We start from the raw sequence: 19,950 nt of genomic DNA, 5'->3' as shown, positions 1-19,950 counted from the left end.
GCATCACCATCCGGGCAGCCCCGCCGCCTTGGCCGCCTGCTCGACCTGGCCCTGGAGCTGGGTGGCGGCCTTCTGCGGGTCCTTCTGACCGGCGATCAGCTCGGACATGAGCTGCGCCAGCCCGCCCATGCCGGGGATGTCGGAGTTGAAGGCGATGACCGCGCCGGTGTCGTACGCCTTCTTGACGTCCTGGAGCACGGATGGGACGCCCTGCGGGCCGGGTACGTCCTTGAGCACGGGGAAGGTCTTGGACGCGGCGATGTACTCGGCGTAAGCCGGGCCGGTCATGAAGCGCACGAAGTCGAGCGCCGCCTTCTCACGCGCCGGATCGCCGGTCTTGGGCAGGTAGAACGTGCCGATCGGGCCGGGCGCGTAGGTGACGAGCGGCTTGTCGCTCGACAGCCCGGCGAAGCCGACGGACTCGTCCACGGTCTTCTGGTCGCCGCCCGCCGCCGCGAGGAGCGCCGGGAGCATGTCGGAGTGCTGGGCGACCATGGCCGCCTTCCCCGTGACGAGGGCCTTCATCGAGTCCTCGAACTTGGCGGTGACGATGTCCTTGTTGAAGCAGCCGTCGGCCTGCAGCTTGGCGTAGGCGCTCAGCCCGGCGACGAAGGGCGAGCCCGCGTCGGCCAGCGTGCTGGTGTGGCTCGCGATGGCCTTGCCGTACGCGTTGCCCTGGTTGGCGCCGGCCAGGTAGAGGATGGGCAGGATCTGCACCGGCCAGATCGACCCGCCCGACTCGAAGACCGGCGTGACCCCGGCGGCCTTGAGCCCGGTGCAGGCGGCGGACAGCTCGGCGAAGGTGGTGGGCGGGGTCAGCCCGGCCTCGGCGAAGACCTTCTTGTTGTAGTAGAGGCCGAACACCTGGGGGAAGCCGGTGATGGCGGCGTAGACCTTGCCGTTCACGGCCCCGGCGGCCTGGTAGAGGTCCCCGGACCTGGCGATGTACGCCTCGCCGGTCAGCTCGCGCAGGTTCTCGGCCGGGTTGAGGGCCAGCAGGCCGCTCACCGTCGCGTGATACTCCAGGATGTCCGGGCGCTCGCCGGTGGCCCACTTGGTCTGGGTGGTGTCCTCGAAGCCGTCGGACGGGATCGACACGAGCTCGATCGTGTGGCCGGACTGCTTCTCGAACTTCTCGTACATCTCCAGCAGCGCCGCCGGGTCCGCGCTGTTGTGCCAGAGGGTCAGCTTCACCTGACCGGTCCCCTCCGGGGCGGACGACCCGCAGCCGGAGACGGACAGGGCGAGGACGGCGCCGATCGCCGCGCCGAGCAGACGGGATGGTGCTCTCACGCCCGTGCTCCTGTTCACATAGGGGGGTTGATTGTGTAGAACGTTCTCCATTGTTAGGGCACAAGATAATCGCCCGTCAAGAGGTAGACCTGAGCATCGATCCGAGTTAGCCTCCTCCCTCAGAAAGATCGTGTAGTTCGTTCTACGAGAGAAAGGACGGCGTGTGCCGAGCGGACGGGTGACGATCGCCGACGTGGCCAGGCGGGCCGGAGTGTCCACGGCGGCCGTGTCCAAGGTGGTGCGCGGCGCCTACGGCGTGAGCGCGGAGATGCAGGCCAAGGTGTCGCAGGCCATCGACGAGCTGGGCTACCGCCCGCACGCCGCGGCCCGCGCCCTGCGCGGACGCACCTACACGCTCGGCGTCATGCTCTCCGACACCCGCAACCCGTTCTTCCCCGACATCATCGAGGGCGTCACCGGGCACCTGAGCGACACCCAGTACCAGGTGCTGCTCGGCCCCGGCGGGATCGAGCCCAGGACGCAGGCCCGGATGACCGACGCCATGATCGACCGGAGCATGGACGGGCTCATCCTGATCTCCCCGGTCATGACGGACGCCGAGCTCACCGCCATCGCGACGGCCGTCCCCGTCGTCGTGGTGGGGCGGCACGGCGGCTCCGCCGCCTACGGCGCGGTCGTCGACGACGACGTCATGGGGGCCAGGCTCGTGGTCGACCACCTGGTCGGGCTCGGGCACACCCGGATCGCGCACATCACCCACCTGGAGCGCGCCCGCGCCCAGGGGCTCCCGCACACGGTGCGCGCCGAAGGCTACCGCCAGGCGATGCGCGCCCACGGGCTGGCCGACGACGTGCTGGCGACCTCCTTCACCGAGGAGGGCGGCTACGAGGGCGCGCGGCAACTGCTCGCCCGCGCCGACCGGCCCACCGCGATCTTCGCCGGGGCCGACATCGCGGCGCTCGGCGTGCTGCGCGCCGCCGACGAGGCGGGCCTGTCGGTGCCGGAGGACCTGTCGGTCGCCGGCTACGACAACATCGGCATCGCCTCGCTCAAGCGCATCTCGCTCACCAGCGTCGACCAGGACGGGCAGGCCATCGGGGCGATCGCCGCGCAACTGCTCGTCGAACGCATCGAGGGCCGGACCCGGTCGGTGACCTCGTCGGTCTCGCCGACGCTGATCGTCCGGGGCACCACAGGCCCGCCCCGCCACTGAGAACGCCCGGCCGCGCATCGGGGGACTGTCGCGGACCACGTATTAAAACGTTTCGTTGGAAGGACCCCCGTGAGACGACTCGCCCTGCTCGCCCTTCTCCTCCCCCTGATCACACCAGCCCTGCCGGCCGCCGCCCAGGCGGCCACCCTGACCTGCCCCGTCCGCGTCGACCCCGCCGCGTTCGCCACCGAGGCCCGCCTGGGCGAGCTGGCCGAGCAGCAGGAGACGTTCGGCCCCAGGCCGACCGGCTCCACCGCGCACGCCGGCTACATCGACTGGCTGGAGGACGAGCTGGCGGCCGTCCCCGGCCTCCAGCTCTCCTCCCTGCCCTACGCCATAGACCGCTGGGACAGCCTCGGCGCCACCCTGACCGTCGGCGGCACGCCGGTGCAGGTGGCCGCCCCGGTGCCGTTCTCCGCCGCCGCCGGCGTCACGGCGCCGCTCGTCCACCTGCCCGCCGGCACGGGCATCACCGCGGCCAACGCCGCCGGGAAGATCGTCGTCCGGGACCTGCCGTGGACCAACGTGCCGAACCTGCTCTTCTATCCGCCCACGCTCGGCTACTCCATGTACGACCCCGGCCTCACGATCAACATGCTCGGCTCGGAGTCGATGGAGGCCCCGGCCGCGGCCGACGCCGACCTGAAGGCCGCCGCCGCCGCGGGCGCGCTGGGCGTGATCGAGATCAGCACGCTCCCGCACGCCCAGATCGAGGGCATGTACGCGCCCTACGAGGGCCTGCCGTACGGCGTGCCCGGCGTGTACGTCGGCGCCGACCAGGGCAAGCAGATCAAGGACGCGCTGGCCGCCGGGCAGCAGGTCCAGGCCGCGCTCACCGTGAACGCCGCCTGGACGCCGACGACCACCCGCACCCTGCTCGCGACGCTCCCCGGCGGCGCCGCGCAGAAGATCGTCGTCGAGAGCCACACCGACGGCATGAGCCCGGTGTGGGACAACGGCCCGCTCACCATGATCGAGATGGCCCGCTACCTGGCGTCGCTGCCGGTGGCGTGCCGCCCGCGCACGGTGCAGTTCGCCTTCGTCACCGGTCACCTCTACCAGCACCTGACCGGCCCGGACGTGCGCGAGGGCGGCGCGGGCCGGCTCGCCGCCCAGCTCGACGCCGAGTACGACCAGGGCGGGGTCTCCTCCGTCGTCGTCCTGGAGCACCTGGGCGCCCGGCGCTACGACGCGGTCGCCAGGCCGGGCGGCCTGCCGGGCCGCCAGCTCGTCGCCGACCCCGCGCTCACCGAGCTGCTGCTGGTCCCCGTCAGCGAGAGCACCCCGCTGCGCGAGCTGGTCAGGGGCCACATCGAGCACTGGGACGTACGGCGCACCGCGATCCTCAAGGGCCTGTCGGCGGCCGACCTCACCAAGGTGCCGCGTCACTGCTCCTTCGGCGGCGAGGGCACCCCGTACAACCAGCACCTGCTGCCCGTGATCGCGCCCATCGCGGCGCCGAAGACGCTGTTCTCGCCGAAGTTCGGGGCCGAGGCGATCGACCTGGCGGTCATGCGCAAGGCGTCGCTCGCCTTCACCGACGTCGTGCTCGACCTCGGCCCGATGGCGCAGTCCGCCGTCGCGGGCGACGTGACCGCCATGCGCCAGCAGCGCGCCTCCGGCACCCCCGGCTGCGCCTGACCACCGCCGTCTATCCAACGGCACGCCCACCGGCACGGCCGCGCGGAGCCCGCGCACCGTGCCGGTGCTTCCCCCCACCCCAGGAGACGCCCGCGTCTCCGGACCACCCGTGAGGTGCCCATGAAGAACATCACCCGTCGCCAGGCCCTGCGCGCAGGGACGCTCGGCCTCCTGCCGGCCGCGTTCCTGGCGTCGGCCGCCGAGAGCGCCGCCGCCGCCTCCGCCACCATCGAGTCGGCCTACCAGGCGACCGGCCCGTGGCCGGTCACCACCGGAACCTCCGGCGGCCACCGCCTGTACCACCCCGCCACCCTGGGCGCGGGCGGCGTCACCCACCCGATCGTCACCTGGGGCAACGGCTCGTGGGCCACCCCCGACAACTACCCGGGACTGCTCAACCACCTCGCCTCATGGGGCTTCGCGGTGATCGCCTCCACCGACACGACCACCGGCACCGGCGCCGAGATCCTGGCCGCCGCCCAGCACCTCGCCGCCCTCGGCGACGACCCCGCCAGCGTCTTCCACGGCAAGCTGGACGCCACCCGGATCGCCGCCGTCGGCCACTCCCAGGGCGCGGGCGGCTCGATCAACGCGGCCAACGACTCCGCCGGGCTGATCACGACCGTCGTGCCGATCGCCGTGCCCGCGCAGTGGATGGCGAGCCCCGGGGACGAGTTCTCCGTCGCCGACCTGACCTGCCCGGCGCTCTTCCTCAGCGGCGCGAACGACTGGCTGATCTCCTCGGCCGCGACCGTGCGCGGCTACTACGACCAGGCCACCGCCGGGGCGGGGATGGCGCTGCTCAAGGGCGCGGGACACAACGACATCCAGAACACCGGCGGCGCCTTCCTCGGCTACGTGACCGCCTGGCTGCGCTATCGCCTCATGGGCGACACGCAGGCCCGAGGGGCGTTCGCCGGAGCCGCCCCCGAGCTGACGGCCAATGCCGCCTGGCAGAACCAGGCCCTCAAGAACCTCGTCTAGCTGGTCACCCGGCCACCCCGTGGTCTTCAATGAATGCACCGATCGGAGGTTTTGACATGTGGTCCTATTCGAGCGCGGTCGCGCCGGCCCCGCTGCTGGGCGAGACCATCGGCGACAACTTCGAACGGACCGTCCGGCGCTTCGGCGACCGCGAGGCCCTCGTCGACGTGCCCACCGGCCGCCGCTGGACGTACGCGGAGCTCGACGCCGACGTGAACCGGCTCGCCCGCGCGCTCCTGGCCGCCGGCATCGCCAAGGGCGACCGGGTCGGCATCTGGGCGCCCAACTGCGCCGAGTGGGTGATCGTCCAGTACGCCACCGCGAAGATCGGCGCGATCCTGGTCAACGTCAACCCCGCCTACCGCGCCCACGAGCTCGACTTCGTCGTCAGGCAGTCGGGGATGCGCCTGCTGTTCAGCGCGCGCACGCACAAGGGCAGCGACTACCGGGCGATGATCGAGGAGATCGGCTTCTCCGGCGTCGTCTACCTCGGCGAGCCCGGCCCGCTGGAGGCGCTCGCCCCCGAGGAGGCGCTGCGCGAGCGCATGGCCGCACTCAGTCCCGACGACCCGATCAACATCCAGTACACCTCGGGCACGACGGGCTTCCCCAAGGGCGCCACGCTCTCGCACCACAACATCCTCAACAACGGCTACTTCGTCGGCGAGGGCATCGGCTACACCGAGCACGACCGGGTCTGCCTGCCGGTGCCCTTCTACCACTGCTTCGGCATGGTGATGGGCAACCTGGGCGCCACCTCCCACGGCGCCTGCGTCGTCATCCCGGCGCCCGGCTTCGACCCGGAGGCGACGCTGCGCGCCGTCCAGCAGGAGCGGTGCACCTCCCTGTACGGGGTGCCGACCATGTTCATCGCCGAGCTCGCCCTCGCGGGACGCTTCGACCTGTCCAGCCTGCGCACCGGCATCATGGCGGGCTCGCCCTGCCCCGTCGAGGTGATGAAGCGCGTCGTCACCGAGATGAACATGGCCGAGGTCGCCATCTGCTACGGCATGACCGAGACCTCGCCCGTCTCCACCATGACCAGGTCCGACGACGACCTGCGACGCCGCACCGAGACCGTCGGGCAGGTGATGCCGCACGTCGAGGTCAAGATCACGCACCCGGAGACCGGGCTGACCGTGCCGCGCGGCGAGCCGGGCGAGCTGTGCACGCGCGGCTACTCGGTGATGCTCGGCTACTGGAACGAGCCGGAGCTCACCGCCCAGGCCATCGACGCCGCCCGCTGGATGCACACCGGCGACCTGGCCACCATGGACGCCGACGGCTATGTCAACGTGGTCGGCCGGATCAAGGACATGGTCATCAGGGGAGGGGAGAACGTCTACCCGCGCGAGATCGAGGAGTTCCTCCACCATCATCCCGGCATCGCCGACGTGCAGGTGATCGGCGTGCCTGACGAGAAGTACGGGGAGGAGCTGATGGCCTGGATCGTCATGCGGGAGGGGAGCGAGCCGCTGACCGCGGCGGCCGTGCGCGAGTTCTGCGCGGGCAGGCTCGCCCACTACAAGATCCCGCGCTACGTCCACGTCGTCGACGGCTTCCCGATGACGGTCACCGGCAAGATCCGCAAGGTCGAGATGCGGGAGGAGAGCGTCCGCCTGCTCGGCCTTACGTGATCTACAACGTAAAGCCCGCTGATAGAGCGATCAGCCGGTCCGGGCCAGGAGAGCCCGCACGGCGGTGCGGATCGGCTCGCTCGGGGACTCGGGCACGCCGGTGGTGAGGGCGGTGAACAGGATGCCGAGCACGCTCATCTCCAGGAGCATGGCCTCGTCCTGGCCGATGTCGATCCCGGCGGCGCGGCACTGGCGGACGAGGAGATCGCTCCGGCTGTGCAGGGCGCCGGTCAGCACGCGCCGCAGCCGGGGGTTCCTGGTGCTCTCCAGGTGCAGCTCGAACAGGGCGAGCGGGTCGTGCCGGTCGCTCAGCATCGTGGTCAGGACGCCGACCAGCGCCTCCTCCAGGTCGGCCGGCGAGATCGGCCGGACGGTGTAGGAGTCCACGCGTTCGCCGAGCCGGTGGGTGATGCGCTCGATGACCCCGTCGAGCAGCGCGTCGCGGGTGCGGAAGTAGCGCGAGGCGGTGCCGGCCGGCACGGCGGCGGCGGTGTCGACGGCTCGGTGGGTCAGCCCGCGTGACCCCTGCTCGGCCAGCACGGTGATGGCCGCGTCGGCCAGGTGGTCGCGGCGCTGGGGGTTAGGCGGTGGCATGGTTTCCTTCCCTGGTGGGGTGGCCGGCCGGACCGCACCATTTCACCAGAGCCGCTTCGACGCCGGTGTGGTCCCCGGCCCAGGCCACGTACCCGTCGGGGCGGATCAGCGTCGCCTCGGGCCTGGTGCTGGTCAGGGGTCTGGCGTGCCGGACGCGGGTGCGCCACGGGGCCGGGACGCCGTGGTCGGAGAGCAGGACGAAGGTGCCGGCGCGAGCTCGCAGGCGGCCATCAGTCCGGTGGGGCCGGCTCCCACGATGACGACGTCGTGCATGACTCGACTCCATTCGCTACATCTGTATCGCTACATGTATAGCGCATGGTGGGTCGGCCGCGTCAACGCAGGCGTTCGAGCCTGGTCCAGCCCGTCCAGCCGCGCTGCCTCAGGAGCTCGATCAGCCGCCGCGCCGGCGGCACCGTCGCGAACGCCAGCGTGTCCATCAGCGCGGCGAGCGGCAGCTCGATGCCGGTGTCGTCGACGTAGTCCTCGCCGCGCTCGTCGGCCAGCCGCGTGAGGTAGGCGGCCAGCCTGTCCGCCAGCCCGGCCAGCAGCGGGTCGTCGTCGGCCCGGTCCAGCGCCTGGCTCAGGGTGAGGAGGAAGTCGACGAACCGCGGGTCGCCGAGCTGCTCCCGTTTGCGCGCCATCCACTCCGGCACCCGCCCGGGGGAGTGGGCCGCCAAGGGGATCCAGCCCTCGCGCTCGGCCTGGACGATCCGCTCGTCGACCCCGAGCTCCCGCAGCCGGTCCAGATACGCGACCACCTCCGGGGGCAGCACCAGCAGTTCTCCGGCGGCCAGGCGGGCGATCCGCTCGCGATGCCGCTGCCGCTCGCGGATCTCCGCCCGCAGCCTCCGGTCGATGTCCGCGATCGCCGCGGCGAACTCCTCCTCGCCGGCCCGCAGCAGCTCTCGCACCCGTGCCAGCGGGACCCCGGCCTCGGCCAGGGTCCGGATCCTGATCAGCTCGACCACGGCGCCGCCGTCGTACCTGCGGTAGCCGGACTGGTCCCGTTCCGGCTCGGGCAGCAGCCCCTTGGCGTGGTAGTGCCGCACCGCGCGGACCGTCACTCCCGCGTACGACGCCAGTTCGCCGATGGTCAGCATCAGAGCACTCTCCAGGAATCGCTTCAGAAGCTCGCCGTCGCCCTGCCGATGATCCGGGCGATCTCGTGGGCATGGGTGAAGACGAGCTGGTGGTCGGCGTCGAGCCAGGTGGTGGTGATGTGCGGGTGCGCGCGGACGAGCCGTTCGACGCCCGCCCGCCAGTTCAGGTTGAAGCCCGCCGCGGGTCCCTCGCCGTCGCCGCCGGCCATCGAGGTCGACATGATCATGGTGATGGGCCGGTCGATCTTCTTGTACCGGTCGAGGATCCCTGCCCGGATCGCGTCGATCTCGAGGTTCAGCTCGGCGATCTCCTGGGCGGTGAGCAGCACCTGGCGCGCGGTGCCCCGCAGGGCCTCCTGCTGGGCCGCCAGGCCCTCCCACATGGCGCGGAACCGCGGCAGGAGGGCCTCGGTGACGAACGGTTCCGGCACCGGGTTCGCCCCGTCGACGAGGACGAGCCCGGCGACGGCGCCGGGATGCTCGCAGGCGTAGTGCACGGCGAGGTCGGCGCCCAGCGAATAGCCCGCCAGCACGGGCGCCTCGGCCAGGCCGCGCCGCCCCAGCTCCGCCATCACCGCGCCGAGATCGCCGAGGAACGCCTCGAAGGAGTAGCGGCCGGCGGCCGAGGCGAGGCCGTGGCCGCGCAGGTCGAAGGTCACCACCTCGTGGTCGCGTCGCAGCAGCTCGGCCAGCTCGCGCAGGTCGGCCTGGGTGGAGTTCAGCCCGGGGCACAGGACCAGCGGCCGTCCCCGGCCCCCTTGGGACACCGGGATCGTGACGCCGTCGTGCCGGATGGTGAAGTGCCGCATGGTCGTGTCGTCTCTCTCCGCCCGCTCTTCATCGGTCATGCCACCATGCTGAAAGCTTGACCCAGCGTCAGGGTCAAGCCGTCCCTCGGGCCGGGCCGGAGGGTGAGTTGCGGCCGGGATCCGGCCGCATCTGTTCGTACGGTGGCGGTATGGAGATCGCTGTCACTGCACCGGCCGGCAACGTCGGTCGTTTTCTGGTCGGGCATCTGGTCCGTGCCGGGGTCCGCCCCCGGCTGCTGAGCCGTCATCCTGAGCGGCTGCGCGCGGCCTGGGGTGACCTCGTCGACGCGCGAGAGGTCGATCTGCGGGACGCCGGGGCCGTGTCGCAGGCTACGCGGGGCGTGGACGCGCTGTTCCTGGTCGTGCCGCCGGGTGACGGCGACGATCCGGTGGCCGCGTACGCCGAAGTGGGGGAGGTCGTGGCCGCCGCGGTGGCCCGCAACGGCGTGCCGCGAACGGTGCTGCAGAGCAGCGTGGGGGCGGAGCTGCGGGAGGGCGCCGGGGAGATCGACGGGCTGGCGCGGGTGGAGCAGACGCTGGACCGCGTCGTCGTCGGGGAGGCGGGTCTGGCCGTCACCCACCTGCGGTGCGGCTTCTTCTACAGCAACCTGCTGTACGAGCTCGACGGCATCCGGGCGGGTGAGGTGTCCGTGCTGCTGCCGACCGGGATGCCGTTCGCGTGGGTGGCTCCGGCGGACATCGCGGCGGTGGGCGCGTCGCTGGTGCTGAGCCGTGACTGGTCGGGGCGGCGGGTGCAGGCGGTGCACGGGCCGGGGGACCTGTCGTGGGAGGAGGCGGTGGCCGTGGTCGGGGAGGTCGTGGGGCGTACGGTCACGGTCCGCCGGGTGGCCGACGAGGACATGCGGGCGGCGCTGACGGGCGCGGGGCTGTCGCCGGCGCGGGTGGAGGCGGTGATGGGCATGTCGACCGGGTTGCGTGACGGCTTCGTGCCCGAGCAGCCGCGGACCGCGGTGACGACGACCGACACGACGCTCGGGGCGTGGGCGTGGGCCGAGCTGCGCCCCGCCCTCGGCGCGACCGGCTGAGCCGCGCCGTGCGAACTTCGCGGGGCCGTTGATCGTTGTCAGGGTGTGTCGAGCTCAGGGGGAACCTTGGTGGAGCAGGTCTTCGCGTATTTTCCGTTGCTGTTCGTGGCGTTCGGCGCGGTGATCGCGTGGGGGTCGGTCAGGGGGATCGTGAACGGCAGGCGGTTCGTGCGCGGGGCGCGGCGGGTGCCGGGCGTGGTCGCCGACGTGCGGACGACGTTCGCCGGGCGGGGTGAGCATCTGCGGGCGAGCCGGCGGCCGGTGCTGACGTTCACGACCGTGGAGGGGCGGGAGGTGACCACCGAGTCGTGGGCGGTGTCGGACCTGGGGGTCGGCCGGGAGGTCGAGGTCCTGTACGACCCGCAGGACCCGACGCACGCCGCGCCCGCCGGCGCCGTCGGCGGCGGCTACGGGGGCATCGTCCTCGGGCTCGTGGCGGCCGTCGCGGGTCTGGCGTTCTTCGCCGTCTTCTCCGAGTTCTTCGGCTCGTTCGGCGGCGGTGGTTTCTAGGCCGGTGGTTTCCAGACCGGTGGTTTCCAGGCCGGCGGGTTCAGCCGAAGATGCTGAGCCGGGCCAGCTCGCGGCGGGAGGTGACGCCGAGCTTCGGGTAGGCCCGGTAGAGGTGGTGTTCGACGGTCCGGCGGCTGAGGAACAGCCGGGCGGCGATCTCCCTGCTGGTGTGGCCCTCCGCGGCCAGCCGGGTGACCTGCAGCTCCTGCGGGGTCAGCCGGTCCAGGGGGTTGGGCGCGGCCGGCCGGGCGGGGCCGGCCGGGGCGCCGATGGCGCGCAGCTCGCCACGGCTGCGTTCGGCCCAGGGACGGGCGCGCAGCTCCTCGAAGATCCGCAGCGCCGTGGTGAGGTGCTCGCGCGCTTCGGCGGCGCGGCGGTCGCGGCGGAGCCGCTCGCCGTACAGCAGGGCGGTCCTGGCCCGCTCGAACGGCCTGCCGCCCTTGGCGTGCAGGGCCAGCGCGTCGGCGTACAGGTCGGGGGAGCCGGTGAGCAGGGCGCGGCAGCGCAGCGCGACGGCTTCGGCCCAGGGCCGGCGGCTCGCGTGGGCCCATGCCTCGAAGCGGCGCAGCGGCTCCTCGGCCCGTTCGGCGGCGCCGATCCGCACGGCGGCTTCGACGAGGTCCGGCATGGACGTGGTGAGCACGGTGACGTGGTGGCCCGGCCCGGCGTGGGCGGCTTCTAGCCGCCGCAGGGCCTCCTCGTCGCGGCCGAGCCCGAGGTCGAGGAGGCTGAGGGCGCAGGCCGCGGCCACGCGGCTGGTGTCGGTGGCGTCGGCGACGAGCTCGCGGCAGCGGGCTTCGTCGCCTTCGGCGGCGGCGATCCAGGCGAGCGCCACCTCGATCTCGTCGATGCGTCGGAGCAGGCCGGTGTCGCGGGCGATCGTGACGGCCTCGGCGGCGGCCGCGGCGGCGTCCTGGGGGCGGCCGGCCCGGAAGAGGGCGGTGCACCGGTTCTGCAGGACCTTCGGCAGGCGGCCGATGAGCCCCTGCCTGCGGTACTTCTCGATCTCGGCGGCGGTGAGCTCCAGGACGGCGTCGTCGTCGCCGAGCAGGGCGGCGGCGTAGATGGCGTGGATGCGCTCGGGGTCGCCGCCTGCCGAGAGGGTGCGCCGTACGTGGCGTTCGAGCCGGCGCACGCCGGCCGGGTAGTCCTGCTCGATGAGCAGCGCCATGCCGGTCGCCGTGTCGTCGGGCAGGCCGAGGGCGTCGAGGCGCGCGGCGGCGGTGTGGACGGTGGCGGGGTCGCCGGAGAACCAGCCGTAGCCCGCGGCGAGCCGGAGCATCTCGGCCGCGTCGTCCGGTTCGGCCCCGGTGGCGCCGTCGATGAGCAGGAGGGCCGCGTGGCCGGGGTTCTCGCGTTCGAAGGCGACCGCGGCGCGGACCCGGGCGACGCGGGCCCGGTGGGGGCCGTCGGCCGTCGTGGTGGCGGCGTCGGCCGCGAGGGTCTCGGCGTGGTCGGTGTCCCCCGCGGCGAGGGCCTGCTCGGCGGCTCGCGCCCGGCGTTCGGCGCGGCGGCGCGGGTCGGGGGTGAGCCGGGCGGCCCGCTCGTACAGGTGGGCGGCCGAGGCGTACGCGCCCCGGGCGTGCGCCCGGCTCGCGGCTGCGGCGAGGTCGGCGGCGGTCGGCTCGTGCGGCTCGGTGGTGGCGGCGGACAGGTGGCGTACGCGCAGGTCGGGGTCGTCGATCGCGGCGGCCAGGGCGGCGTGGACGGCGAGCCGGCGGCTGGGCGCGAGGGCGTGGTAGGCGGCGTTGCGGATCATCGGGTGGCGGAAGACGACCCGGTCCGTCGTGATGCAGATCAGCCCGGCGCGGTCGGCCTTGTCGAGGTCGCTCAGGGTCGCGCCGAGCGCTCGCCCGGCCGTGGCGAGGGTGGGCAGGTGGCCGCGGCCCTCGGCGGCGGCCAGGGAGAGCATGGTGCGGGTGCGCTGGGGGAGGCCGGCGATCTGCGCGTGGAACAGGCCGGTGAGCCGGTCGGGGACCGGCAGCGGGGCCGCGGGGTCCGGCTGGGGGGCGGGCGAGGCGGCGAACTCGACGAGCGCGAGGGGGTTGCCGCCCGATTCGGCGATGATCCGTTCCGCCAGGGCCGCCGGGAGCTTGCGCACGGCGAGGACCCGCGCCGCGTCGGCGTCGCTCAGGCGTGACAGGTGGAGTTCGGCGAGGCCGGCGGCGTCGAAGGAGCCGGTGCGGGCCGAGAACACCATGACGACGCCCTCCGCGGCCAGGCGCCGGGCGGTGAACAGCAGCGCCTCCGTCGTGGCGCGGTCGACCCAGTGGGCGTCGTCGACGAGGCAGAGCACGGGCTGCCGGTCGGCGAGCTCGGTGAGGAGGGTGAGCACGGCCAGGGCGTTGAGGAAGCGGTCCACGCCGGTGGCGCCACCGGTGCCCAGCACCGCCCGCAGGGCGTCGGCCTGGGGCCGGGGGAGGGCGGCGATGTGCTCCTGGACGGGCCAGAGCAGCTGGACGAGGCCCGCGTACGCCAGGTCGGCCTCGCTCTCCACGCCGGTCACGCGCAGGATGCGGAAGCCGCGCGCGGCGGCGGTGGAGGCGGTCCAGTCGGCGAGCGCCGACTTGCCGATGCCGGCCTCGCCGCGGATCACCACGGCGCCGCTGCGCCTGCTCGCGGCGGCGGTCAGGAGCGCCTCGACGGCTTCCTGCTCGGCTGCCCGCCCGTACAGCACCGGTCCTCCGTCCGTAGGTGTGTCAGTACCCATACGTAACCCTGCCCGGCCAACCGCAATTCCGTAATTTTTACCGATTCGGGGGATGGGGTGTGGTTCCTACGGTCGGGATCATGACTGTCACGCAAAGCAGGCCGGGCCGGTTGGCCGGGCTGACCCTCGCCCTCCTGGCGTTCGCCAATCTGATCACGTCGCTGGACTTCACCATCATCTATGTCGCGCTCCCGCACATCGGGCAGGACGCGGGCTTCACCGCGCACGGCCTGCAGTGGGTGGTCAGCGCCTATGCCGTCTTCTACGGCGGGTTCCTGCTGCTGGGCGGCCGGCTGGCCGACCTGCTGGGGCGGCGCAGGACGCTGAACGCCGGATTGATCCTGTTCGGCGCGGCCTCGGTCCTCGGTGGCCTGGCCTCCTCCCCGGCGCCGCTGATCGTCGCCCGGGTGTTGCAGGGGATCGGCGCGGCGCTCGTGTTCCCCGCCACGCTGTCGCTGGTGAACACGGTGTTCGCCGAGGGCAGGCAGCGCAACCGGGCGCTGATGTGGTGGGCGCTGGCCGGGGCGGGCGGGCTCAGCCTGGGCGCGCTGCTGGGCGGGCTGCTCACCCACGCCTTCGGCTGGCAGGCCGTGTTCTGGGTGAACCTCCCGCTGGTGGGCGCGGCGCTGATCGGCGCGTTCACGCTGCTCGACGCCGACCGTCCGCAGGCGCGCGGCGCGTTCGACATCCCCGGGGCGATCACCGGGACGGCCGGGGCCACGCTGCTGGTGTTCACCATCGCCCAGGCCGGTGAGGCCGGGCTCACCACGACGGTGGCCGTGGCGGGGGTGCTCGCGGTGCTGTCGCTGGCCGGGTTCGTGGCGATCGAGGCGCGCAGCCGCTCGCCGCTGATGCCGCTGCGCCTGCTGGCCAACCGCAACCTCAGCGCGGGCATCCTGGTGATCGTCCCGTTCGGGGCGGCCATGAACACCGTCATGTTCTTCCTCACGCTGTACTTCCAGGACGTGCTCGCCTACACCGCGCTCCAGGCCGGGCTGGCGTTCCTGGTGATGTCGCTGGTCATCGCCGCCGGGGACTTCTGCTCCGAGCGGCTCATGCACCGCTTCGGCACCCGTACGACGCTGATCGTCGGACTGCTCGCCGGGGTGGCCGGGAACGTCCTGCTCGCCGCCTCGATGGGCGCCCAGGCCGGCTTCGTCGCGCTGCTTCCCGGCGTGGTCGTCTACGGGCTGGGGATGGGCATCGTCTTCCCCGCCATGTTCGCCGCCACCGGCACGGGGGTGGCCGATCACGAGCAGGGCACGGCGAGCGGGATGGCGTCGACCGCCTTCCAGGTGGGCATCGCCACCGGCCTGGCGGTCCTGGTCGCGGTCTCCGCCGCGTGGGGGATGCCGGCCGCGGTGTACGCCGCCGCCGCCGGCACCGCGCTCGGCCTCTTCGCCGCCGTCGCCCTGCCCTCCCGCACGCCGTAGCCCGTCAGCCCGGACGGCCGCCCATGACGTACCGGCCTCCTCGCCCCCGGCCCGGCCGTCACACGGGGGAGAGGGCCGGTTCGGCGGCCTCGTCGCGGTCGCCGGTGCGCAGGTAGCGGCTGGCGAGCGCGGGCAGGATCGTGAGGATCGCCAGGACGGCCAGCACGACGCCCAGCACGATCGGGGCGCGGAGCCCGTAGCCGGGGATGAGCGCCGAGCCGATCGCGGAGCCGAGGACGACCCCGAGCGTGATGAACGAGGCGTGCACGCTGTTGACCAGCGGAGCGGTGCTGCCGGCTCGCTGCACGCGCACGGCCATCGCGGGGTTCATGGTCACGCCGGTCAGGCCGATGCCGAGCATGAACGCCACCGCCGCGGCGGGGACGTCGGTGAAGAGCGCCAGCCCCGCCAGGGAGACCGCGTTGAGCGCGGTGCCGGTCAGCAGCGTGGCGACGGTGCGCCGGTCGGCCAGCCGGCCGACGATCGCGTTGCCGATCAGCGTGGCGGCGCCGTAGGCGAGCAGGAGCAGCGGGACGGTGCCCTCGCCGAAGCCGGTGACCCGGGTCAGGACGGGGGTGAAGAAGCTGAACGCGGAGAAGGTCGCGCCGATGATCAGCGTGCTGGAGACGATCGCCAGCAGGAACTGGGGCCGGCGCAGCACGGCGAGCTCGTCGCGCAGCGACGCCGGCGGAGCCGCCGCGGCGTCGGGCCGCGCGGGGTCGCGGACGTAGGCGACGGTGAGGATCGCGGCGATCACGGTGAGCGCCGAGATGGTCCAGAAGGCCGCCTGCCAGCCGAGCCGCCCGCCGACGAACGTCGCCAGCGGCAGCCCGAGCAGCGTGCCGAGCATGAGCCCGCTCATCGCCACGCCGACCGCCCGGCCGCGCATCCGCTCGTCGACCACGCGGGCGCACATCGACACGGCGATGCCGAAGAACGCCTGCGAGGCCACCCCGCTGACGACCCGCGCGACCACCATGACCGGGTACGAGGCCGCGAGCGCGGCCAGGACGTTGCCGGCGAGGAAGACGGCGATGACGACCAGCAGCGCGGTCTTCGGCGGTACGCGCAGCAGCGCCATCGTCAGGACCGGACCGCCGACCGCCATCGCCACGGCGAAGATCGTCACCAGGTAGCCGATCTGCTCGATGCCGGTGCCGAGTCCCTCGGCGAGCTGGGGCATGAGGCCGGCGACGGCGAATTCGCTGGTCACCATCGCGAAGATGCCGGCGGCCAGGACGTAGACGACCAGGGGAACCGTTCGGGTCATGTCATCGGCTTTCTGTGATTGAGAATCCAAAATGAGGGCATGCGGAAGCCCTTCGAGGGCCGGGGCGGCGGGTCAGCCCAGGAGGGCGTGCAGCCCGGCCAGCGCGATCCGCCGCAGGGTCTCGGGGTCCGTGCCGGCCTGCGCGGTGACCCGCAGGCCGGAGATGACGGTGCTGACCAGCAGCGCGCCGTCGTCGGGGTCGACGCCGGGGAAGATGCTGCCGTCGAGCTGCCCGGCGCGGATCGCCTCCCCCACCAGGGCGCGCCGCTCGCGCAGGTCGCGGTCGAGGAGGCGGGCGACGCGCTCGTCCCGCTCGCGCAGGCCGGGGTCCATGAAGCCGTGCACGACCATGCACCCGGCCGCGTGGCCCCTGGCGGCGGCGTCGTGCTCCTCGGCGACCACCACGTCGACGAGCCTGCGCAGCCGCTCGGCGCCGCGCACGCCCTGGTCGGTGAGGATCGCGGCCTGCCGCGCGCCCGTCACCTCGACGTAGCGCTCCAGCGCGCGGACGTAGAGCTCGTCCTTGGAGACGAAGGTGTTGTAGAGGCTGCTGCGCCGCACGCCCGCCGCCTCGCACACCTGCTCGGTCGACGTGCCGGCGAACCCGCGCACCCGGAACTCGCCCGCCGCGGCGTCGAGCACCTTGACCTCGTCGAACATCCGTGGCCTGCCCATGACGGACACCCTAACATGTAATGGACTCTGAAATCCAAAACGGTTCAGGCAGGGGCGACGCCCTCGTAGTCGACCAGCAGGTGGCGCGGCCCGCGCAGCACGGCGCTCGGGCGGTACGGCGGCGGGTCGGCGACCAGGCGCGGCCCGCGCAGCCTGCGGACGAGCTCGGCCAGCACGATCTGCGCCTCCAGCCTGGCCAGCGGCGCGCCGAAGCAGTAGTGGACGCCGCCGCCGAAGCCCAGGTGCTCGTTGCGGGCACGGCACGGGTCGAAGCGGTCCGGGTCGGCCACGTGGCCGGGGTCGCGGCTGCCCGCCGCCAGGGCGAGCACGATCGGCGATCCGGCGGGAATCGTCGTGCCGGCGACCACGATGTCGTCCAGGGCGATTCGCGAGGACACCAGCTGCACCGGCGGCTCGTACCGCAGGAGCTCCTCCACGGCGGGGACGATGAGGCCGGGATCGGCGCGCAGGCGGTCGAGCAGGCCGGGATCGCGCAGGAAGGTGAGCATGCCGTTGGCGATGAGGTTGATCGTGGTCTCGTGGCCCGCGATGAGCAGCAGCACGGCGGTGGAGACGACCTCCTCGGGCGACATGCCGCCCTCGGGCCCCCGGTACGTGACGAACCCGGACAGCATGTCGTCGCCCGGCTGCCGGCGGCGCTCCTCGGCCAGCCCGCCGAGATAGCGCTCCAGGTCCCGCGCCACGGCCAGGCGTTCGCGCTCGCGCTCGGCGCGGTTCTCCTCGCCCGGTCCGAGCGTTTCCACGATCTGGTCGGCCCAGGCGTGGAACTGCGGCTCGTCCTCCTGCGGGACGCCCAGCAGCCGGCAGATCACCGCCACGGGCAGCGGGTAGGCGACCTCGTCCACCAGGTCGGCCCGCCGCTTGCCGGCGATGCCGTCGATCAGCTCCGTGGTGATGGCCAGCATCGCCGGCCGCAGCCCGTCCACGACGCCGGGGGAGTGCGGCGGCCCGAAGTGGCGCATGGCCAGCCGCCGCAGCCGGTCGTGCGCGGGCGGGTCCAGCCCGATGAACGAGATCGCGCCGTCCTCCTTCCCGCTCGCGCCCGGGTCCGTGTCCGGGCCGCCGAGGTTGCGGCGGTCGGAGCTGATCCTCGGGTCGTGCAGCAGCGCGACGATCTCGCGGTACGTGCTGACGACGTACGTGCCGTCGGGCTGGCGCGCGACCGGAGTGCGGCGCAGCTCGCCGAACAGCGGGTAGGGGTCGGCGCGGCCCGAGGGGTCGAGGATCCGCTCGAAGGCGCTGGACGAGGTCGTGGTCATGTCTTCTCCTGCCGGGGCGATCAACTCTGCGGCGCGTGCAGCAGCGAGGCGCGGCGCTCGGCCGGGTCGTGGCCGGTCACCACGACGGTGGCCCCCGCCGTGGCGACCAGCCGTTCGGGCACCCGCGCGGGCACCGGCGCGCCGTCGCCGTCCTGATCGACGTGGCGGAACTCCGGCGGGAACGGCGCCGCCGACTCGATCAGCCGCTGGTAGAACTCCAGCCACAGCCCCTGGTCGAACGTCACCGCCGCGGTGACGCGGCCCCGGTAGCCGTAGACGGCGGCGAAGCGGCGCTCGGCGACAGAGCCCTGCGTGATGACGACCTCGTCGGCGAAGGTCGGCACGCCGACCGACTTGATGTTGACGCCGAACTGGGTGGACCAGAACACAGGCACCGACAGGTGCGGCCACCGGTGCGCCTGGTCGCTGACCATGTTGTGGGCGGCGATCTCCGCCTGGGCGACCGCGTTGCCCCAGTGCTCCAGCGTCATGAACTGGTAGTCGTAGAGCGGGTGCGGGAAGCGGGCGATGTCCCCGGCGACGAACACGTCGTCGGTGACCAGGCCGTTGGTGTCCACGGCACGGCAGCCCGCGTCGCAGGCCACGCCCCACACCCCGGCGGCCAGCCCGGAGTCGCGCAGCCACTCGACGTTGCGGATCGAGCCGAGCGCGACGACGGCCACGTCCGCCTCGACGGTGCTGCCGTCGGACAGGCGGGCCCCGCGCAACCGGCCCTGCCCGTCGCCTTCCAGCGCCGTCACCGTCGTGCCGCACCGCAGGTCCACGCCGTGCTCGCGCTGCAACGCGGCCGCCACGTCGCCGATCACGCCGCCGAGCGCGTTGACCAGCGGGGCTGGGCCGCGTTCGACGACCGTCACCGGCAGGTCCAGCTCGCGGCAGACGGAGGCGATCTCGCTGCCGGTGAACCCGGCGCCGAGCACGAGCACCCGGCCGGGCCGGGCCGCCAGCGCGGCGCGCAGCCGCTCGGCGTCGGCCGTGGTGCGCAGCGTGTGGACGCCCTCCAGCGCGGCCTCCGCCTCGTCCGGCCACGGCCGGGCCCGGGTGCCCGTGGCGAGCAGCACCCGGTCGAAGCCGATCTCGCGGCCGTCGGCCAGCCGCACCTGCTTGCCGGCCATGTCGAGCCCGGCCGCCGGGGTGCCCCACAGCCATTCGGCGTCGACCTCGCGCAGGTGGGGCAGCATCGTGTGGCCGGGCGCGACCTGGCCGGTGAGCACCTGCTTGGACAGGGGCGGCCGGTCGTACGGCTCCTGCCGCTCGTCGCCGATCACCGTGAGCGAACCGGCGAACCCCTCCCGCCTGAGCACCCCCGCGGCCCTGGCCCCGGCCAGCGACGCGCCGACGATGACGATGCGGCCGTCGGTCATCTTCCGGCCGGACGGCCGGGGCTGTCCCTGGGTGGCGTACGTCTCGGTCCAGTCGAGATGGATAGCCTGGACCGGGCAGGCCGCGGCCGCCCGCAGCACGTGCCCGCGCTGCTCGTCGCCGGGGTCGAGGTCGTACAGGAGCGCCTCTTCGCGCATGCTGAAGACGTCCGGCGCGAGAAAGGCGCACTGCCCGTATCCCTGGCAGCGCGTCAGGTCGACGACGACTCTCACAGGCACTCCCCGTTGAGCGGGCACGCGCCCCCGCTCCTCGGTGGCGGCCCGGCCTGTGAGGGCCTACCCCGCCCCGCTCGGGCCGTAGCCCACCCGGCCCCGTTCCTTCCCGTCTCTTTGCCGTCCCGCCCCCGCCCCCGCCCGGGGATGATGGGGGCATGACACGCAGAAGCCC

16 protein-coding genes and 2 pseudogenes are annotated in these 19,950 nt (G+C 73.2%); 7 read left to right on the top strand and 11 right to left on the bottom strand.

What is annotated here, in order from left to right:
• Positions 1-3 precede the first annotated feature (3 nt).
• Positions 4-1,293, bottom strand: a complete 1,290-nt coding sequence (locus tag AB0G11_RS27715) for an ABC transporter substrate-binding protein (protein ID WP_357589350.1) — start codon at positions 1,291-1,293, stop codon at positions 4-6.
• Between the two features lie 163 nt (positions 1,294-1,456).
• Between AB0G11_RS27715 and AB0G11_RS27710 the strand changes: the two genes are divergently transcribed.
• The 4 genes from AB0G11_RS27710 (at position 1,457) to AB0G11_RS27695 (ending at position 6,729) form a co-directional block, all read left to right on the top strand.
• Positions 1,457-2,467, top strand: coding sequence for a LacI family DNA-binding transcriptional regulator (locus AB0G11_RS27710; protein WP_357589348.1), 1,011 nt, complete (start codon positions 1,457-1,459; stop codon positions 2,465-2,467).
• A gap of 69 nt (positions 2,468-2,536) precedes the next feature.
• Positions 2,537-4,108 carry a hypothetical protein gene (locus AB0G11_RS27705; protein ID WP_357589346.1) on the top strand — a complete coding sequence of 524 codons (1,572 nt, stop codon included), beginning with the start codon at positions 2,537-2,539 and terminating at the stop codon, positions 4,106-4,108.
• Between the two features lie 120 nt (positions 4,109-4,228).
• On the top strand, positions 4,229-5,092 hold the full coding sequence (locus AB0G11_RS27700) for an alpha/beta hydrolase (protein WP_219509075.1): 864 nt from the start codon (positions 4,229-4,231) through the stop codon (positions 5,090-5,092).
• A 56-nt stretch (positions 5,093-5,148) separates the two neighbouring features.
• A complete protein-coding gene (locus AB0G11_RS27695) occupies positions 5,149-6,729 on the top strand; it encodes an AMP-binding protein (protein WP_219509076.1) in 1,581 nt (526 codons plus the stop codon).
• 30 nt (positions 6,730-6,759) lie between these two features.
• On the opposite strand, the gene AB0G11_RS27690 is transcribed toward AB0G11_RS27695, so the two are convergent.
• From AB0G11_RS27690 to AB0G11_RS27670, 5 genes and pseudogenes are all read right to left on the bottom strand, one after another.
• Complete coding sequence (locus tag AB0G11_RS27690; protein WP_219509077.1) at positions 6,760-7,323, bottom strand: TetR family transcriptional regulator; 564 nt, start codon at positions 7,321-7,323, stop codon at positions 6,760-6,762.
• Positions 7,310-7,555, bottom strand: a pseudogene (locus tag AB0G11_RS27685) (hypothetical protein); the annotation flags it as partial. The pseudogene AB0G11_RS27685 and the gene AB0G11_RS27690, both read right to left, overlap by 14 nt.
• Positions 7,534-7,596: pseudogene (locus tag AB0G11_RS27680) on the bottom strand (FAD-dependent monooxygenase); the annotation flags it as partial. The pseudogenes AB0G11_RS27680 and AB0G11_RS27685, both read right to left, overlap by 22 nt.
• A gap of 62 nt (positions 7,597-7,658) precedes the next feature.
• Positions 7,659-8,426 (bottom strand): MerR family transcriptional regulator, encoded by a 768-nt coding sequence (locus AB0G11_RS27675; protein ID WP_219509079.1) that lies wholly within the window; start codon positions 8,424-8,426, stop codon positions 7,659-7,661.
• Between the two features lie 23 nt (positions 8,427-8,449).
• The gene (locus tag AB0G11_RS27670; RefSeq protein WP_357589344.1) at positions 8,450-9,274 is read right to left on the bottom strand and encodes an alpha/beta fold hydrolase; all 825 of its coding nucleotides are present in this window, start codon (positions 9,272-9,274) and stop codon (positions 8,450-8,452) included.
• A gap of 110 nt (positions 9,275-9,384) precedes the next feature.
• On the opposite strand from AB0G11_RS27670, the gene AB0G11_RS27665 reads away from it, so the two are divergent.
• Together AB0G11_RS27665 and AB0G11_RS27660 are read left to right on the top strand one after the other, a co-directional pair.
• The gene (locus AB0G11_RS27665; protein ID WP_219509082.1) at positions 9,385-10,281 is read left to right on the top strand and encodes an NAD(P)H-binding protein; all 897 of its coding nucleotides are present in this window, start codon (positions 9,385-9,387) and stop codon (positions 10,279-10,281) included.
• A 69-nt stretch (positions 10,282-10,350) separates the two neighbouring features.
• The gene (locus AB0G11_RS27660; RefSeq protein WP_308125945.1) at positions 10,351-10,791 is read left to right on the top strand and encodes a DUF3592 domain-containing protein; all 441 of its coding nucleotides are present in this window, start codon (positions 10,351-10,353) and stop codon (positions 10,789-10,791) included.
• A 40-nt stretch (positions 10,792-10,831) separates the two neighbouring features.
• Here the strand turns inward: AB0G11_RS27660 and AB0G11_RS27655 are convergent, their stop codons facing one another.
• Positions 10,832-13,468: an AAA family ATPase gene (locus tag AB0G11_RS27655; protein WP_357589343.1), complete on the bottom strand. Its 2,637-nt coding sequence runs from the start codon at positions 13,466-13,468 to the stop codon at positions 10,832-10,834.
• A 113-nt stretch (positions 13,469-13,581) separates the two neighbouring features.
• Between AB0G11_RS27655 and AB0G11_RS27650 the strand changes: the two genes are divergently transcribed.
• Positions 13,582-14,934 carry an MFS transporter gene (locus AB0G11_RS27650; protein WP_219509088.1) on the top strand — a complete coding sequence of 451 codons (1,353 nt, stop codon included), beginning with the start codon at positions 13,582-13,584 and terminating at the stop codon, positions 14,932-14,934.
• A 58-nt stretch (positions 14,935-14,992) separates the two neighbouring features.
• Here the strand turns inward: AB0G11_RS27650 and AB0G11_RS27645 are convergent, their stop codons facing one another.
• From AB0G11_RS27645 to AB0G11_RS27630, 4 genes are all read right to left on the bottom strand, one after another.
• Positions 14,993-16,204 (bottom strand): MFS transporter, encoded by a 1,212-nt coding sequence (locus AB0G11_RS27645; RefSeq protein WP_357589341.1) that lies wholly within the window; start codon positions 16,202-16,204, stop codon positions 14,993-14,995.
• Between the two features lie 72 nt (positions 16,205-16,276).
• Positions 16,277-16,879 carry a TetR/AcrR family transcriptional regulator gene (locus AB0G11_RS27640; protein WP_357589339.1) on the bottom strand — a complete coding sequence of 201 codons (603 nt, stop codon included), beginning with the start codon at positions 16,877-16,879 and terminating at the stop codon, positions 16,277-16,279.
• A gap of 44 nt (positions 16,880-16,923) precedes the next feature.
• Positions 16,924-18,159, bottom strand: coding sequence for a cytochrome P450 (locus AB0G11_RS27635; RefSeq protein WP_357589337.1), 1,236 nt, complete (start codon positions 18,157-18,159; stop codon positions 16,924-16,926).
• Positions 18,160-18,179: 20 nt separating this feature from the next.
• Complete coding sequence (locus AB0G11_RS27630; protein WP_357589335.1) at positions 18,180-19,775, bottom strand: FAD-dependent oxidoreductase; 1,596 nt, start codon at positions 19,773-19,775, stop codon at positions 18,180-18,182.
• Between the last annotated feature and the right edge of the window lie 175 nt (positions 19,776-19,950).

Origin of the sequence: Nonomuraea sp. NPDC023979 (assembly GCF_040639085.1) — a bacterium.
In the GTDB taxonomy this organism is placed as follows: domain Bacteria; phylum Actinomycetota; class Actinomycetes; order Streptosporangiales; family Streptosporangiaceae; genus Nonomuraea; species Nonomuraea ceibae.
The sequence above is the reverse complement of the archived record's forward strand: the minus strand, read 5'-3'. Positions and strand labels throughout refer to the sequence as shown.

Bases quoted from the DNA above. Each gene is read 5' to 3' on its own strand.
- AB0G11_RS27690 (WP_219509077.1), bottom strand. From the start codon at position 7,323: ATGCCACCGCCTAACCCCCAGCGCCGCGACCACCTGGCCGACGCGGCC.
- AB0G11_RS27675 (WP_219509079.1), bottom strand. From the start codon at position 8,426: ATGCTGACCATCGGCGAACTGGCGTCGTACGCGGGAGTGACGGTCCGC.
- AB0G11_RS27645 (WP_357589341.1), bottom strand. From the start codon at position 16,204: ATGACCCGAACGGTTCCCCTGGTCGTCTACGTCCTGGCCGCCGGCATC.
- AB0G11_RS27650 (WP_219509088.1), top strand. From the start codon at position 13,582: ATGACTGTCACGCAAAGCAGGCCGGGCCGGTTGGCCGGGCTGACCCTC.
- AB0G11_RS27640 (WP_357589339.1), bottom strand. From the start codon at position 16,879: ATGGGCAGGCCACGGATGTTCGACGAGGTCAAGGTGCTCGACGCCGCG.
- AB0G11_RS27700 (WP_219509075.1), top strand. From the start codon at position 4,229: ATGAAGAACATCACCCGTCGCCAGGCCCTGCGCGCAGGGACGCTCGGC.
- AB0G11_RS27695 (WP_219509076.1), top strand. From the start codon at position 5,149: ATGTGGTCCTATTCGAGCGCGGTCGCGCCGGCCCCGCTGCTGGGCGAG.
- AB0G11_RS27670 (WP_357589344.1), bottom strand. From the start codon at position 9,274: ATGACCGATGAAGAGCGGGCGGAGAGAGACGACACGACCATGCGGCAC.
- AB0G11_RS27665 (WP_219509082.1), top strand. From the start codon at position 9,385: ATGGAGATCGCTGTCACTGCACCGGCCGGCAACGTCGGTCGTTTTCTG.
- AB0G11_RS27635 (WP_357589337.1), bottom strand. From the start codon at position 18,159: ATGACCACGACCTCGTCCAGCGCCTTCGAGCGGATCCTCGACCCCTCG.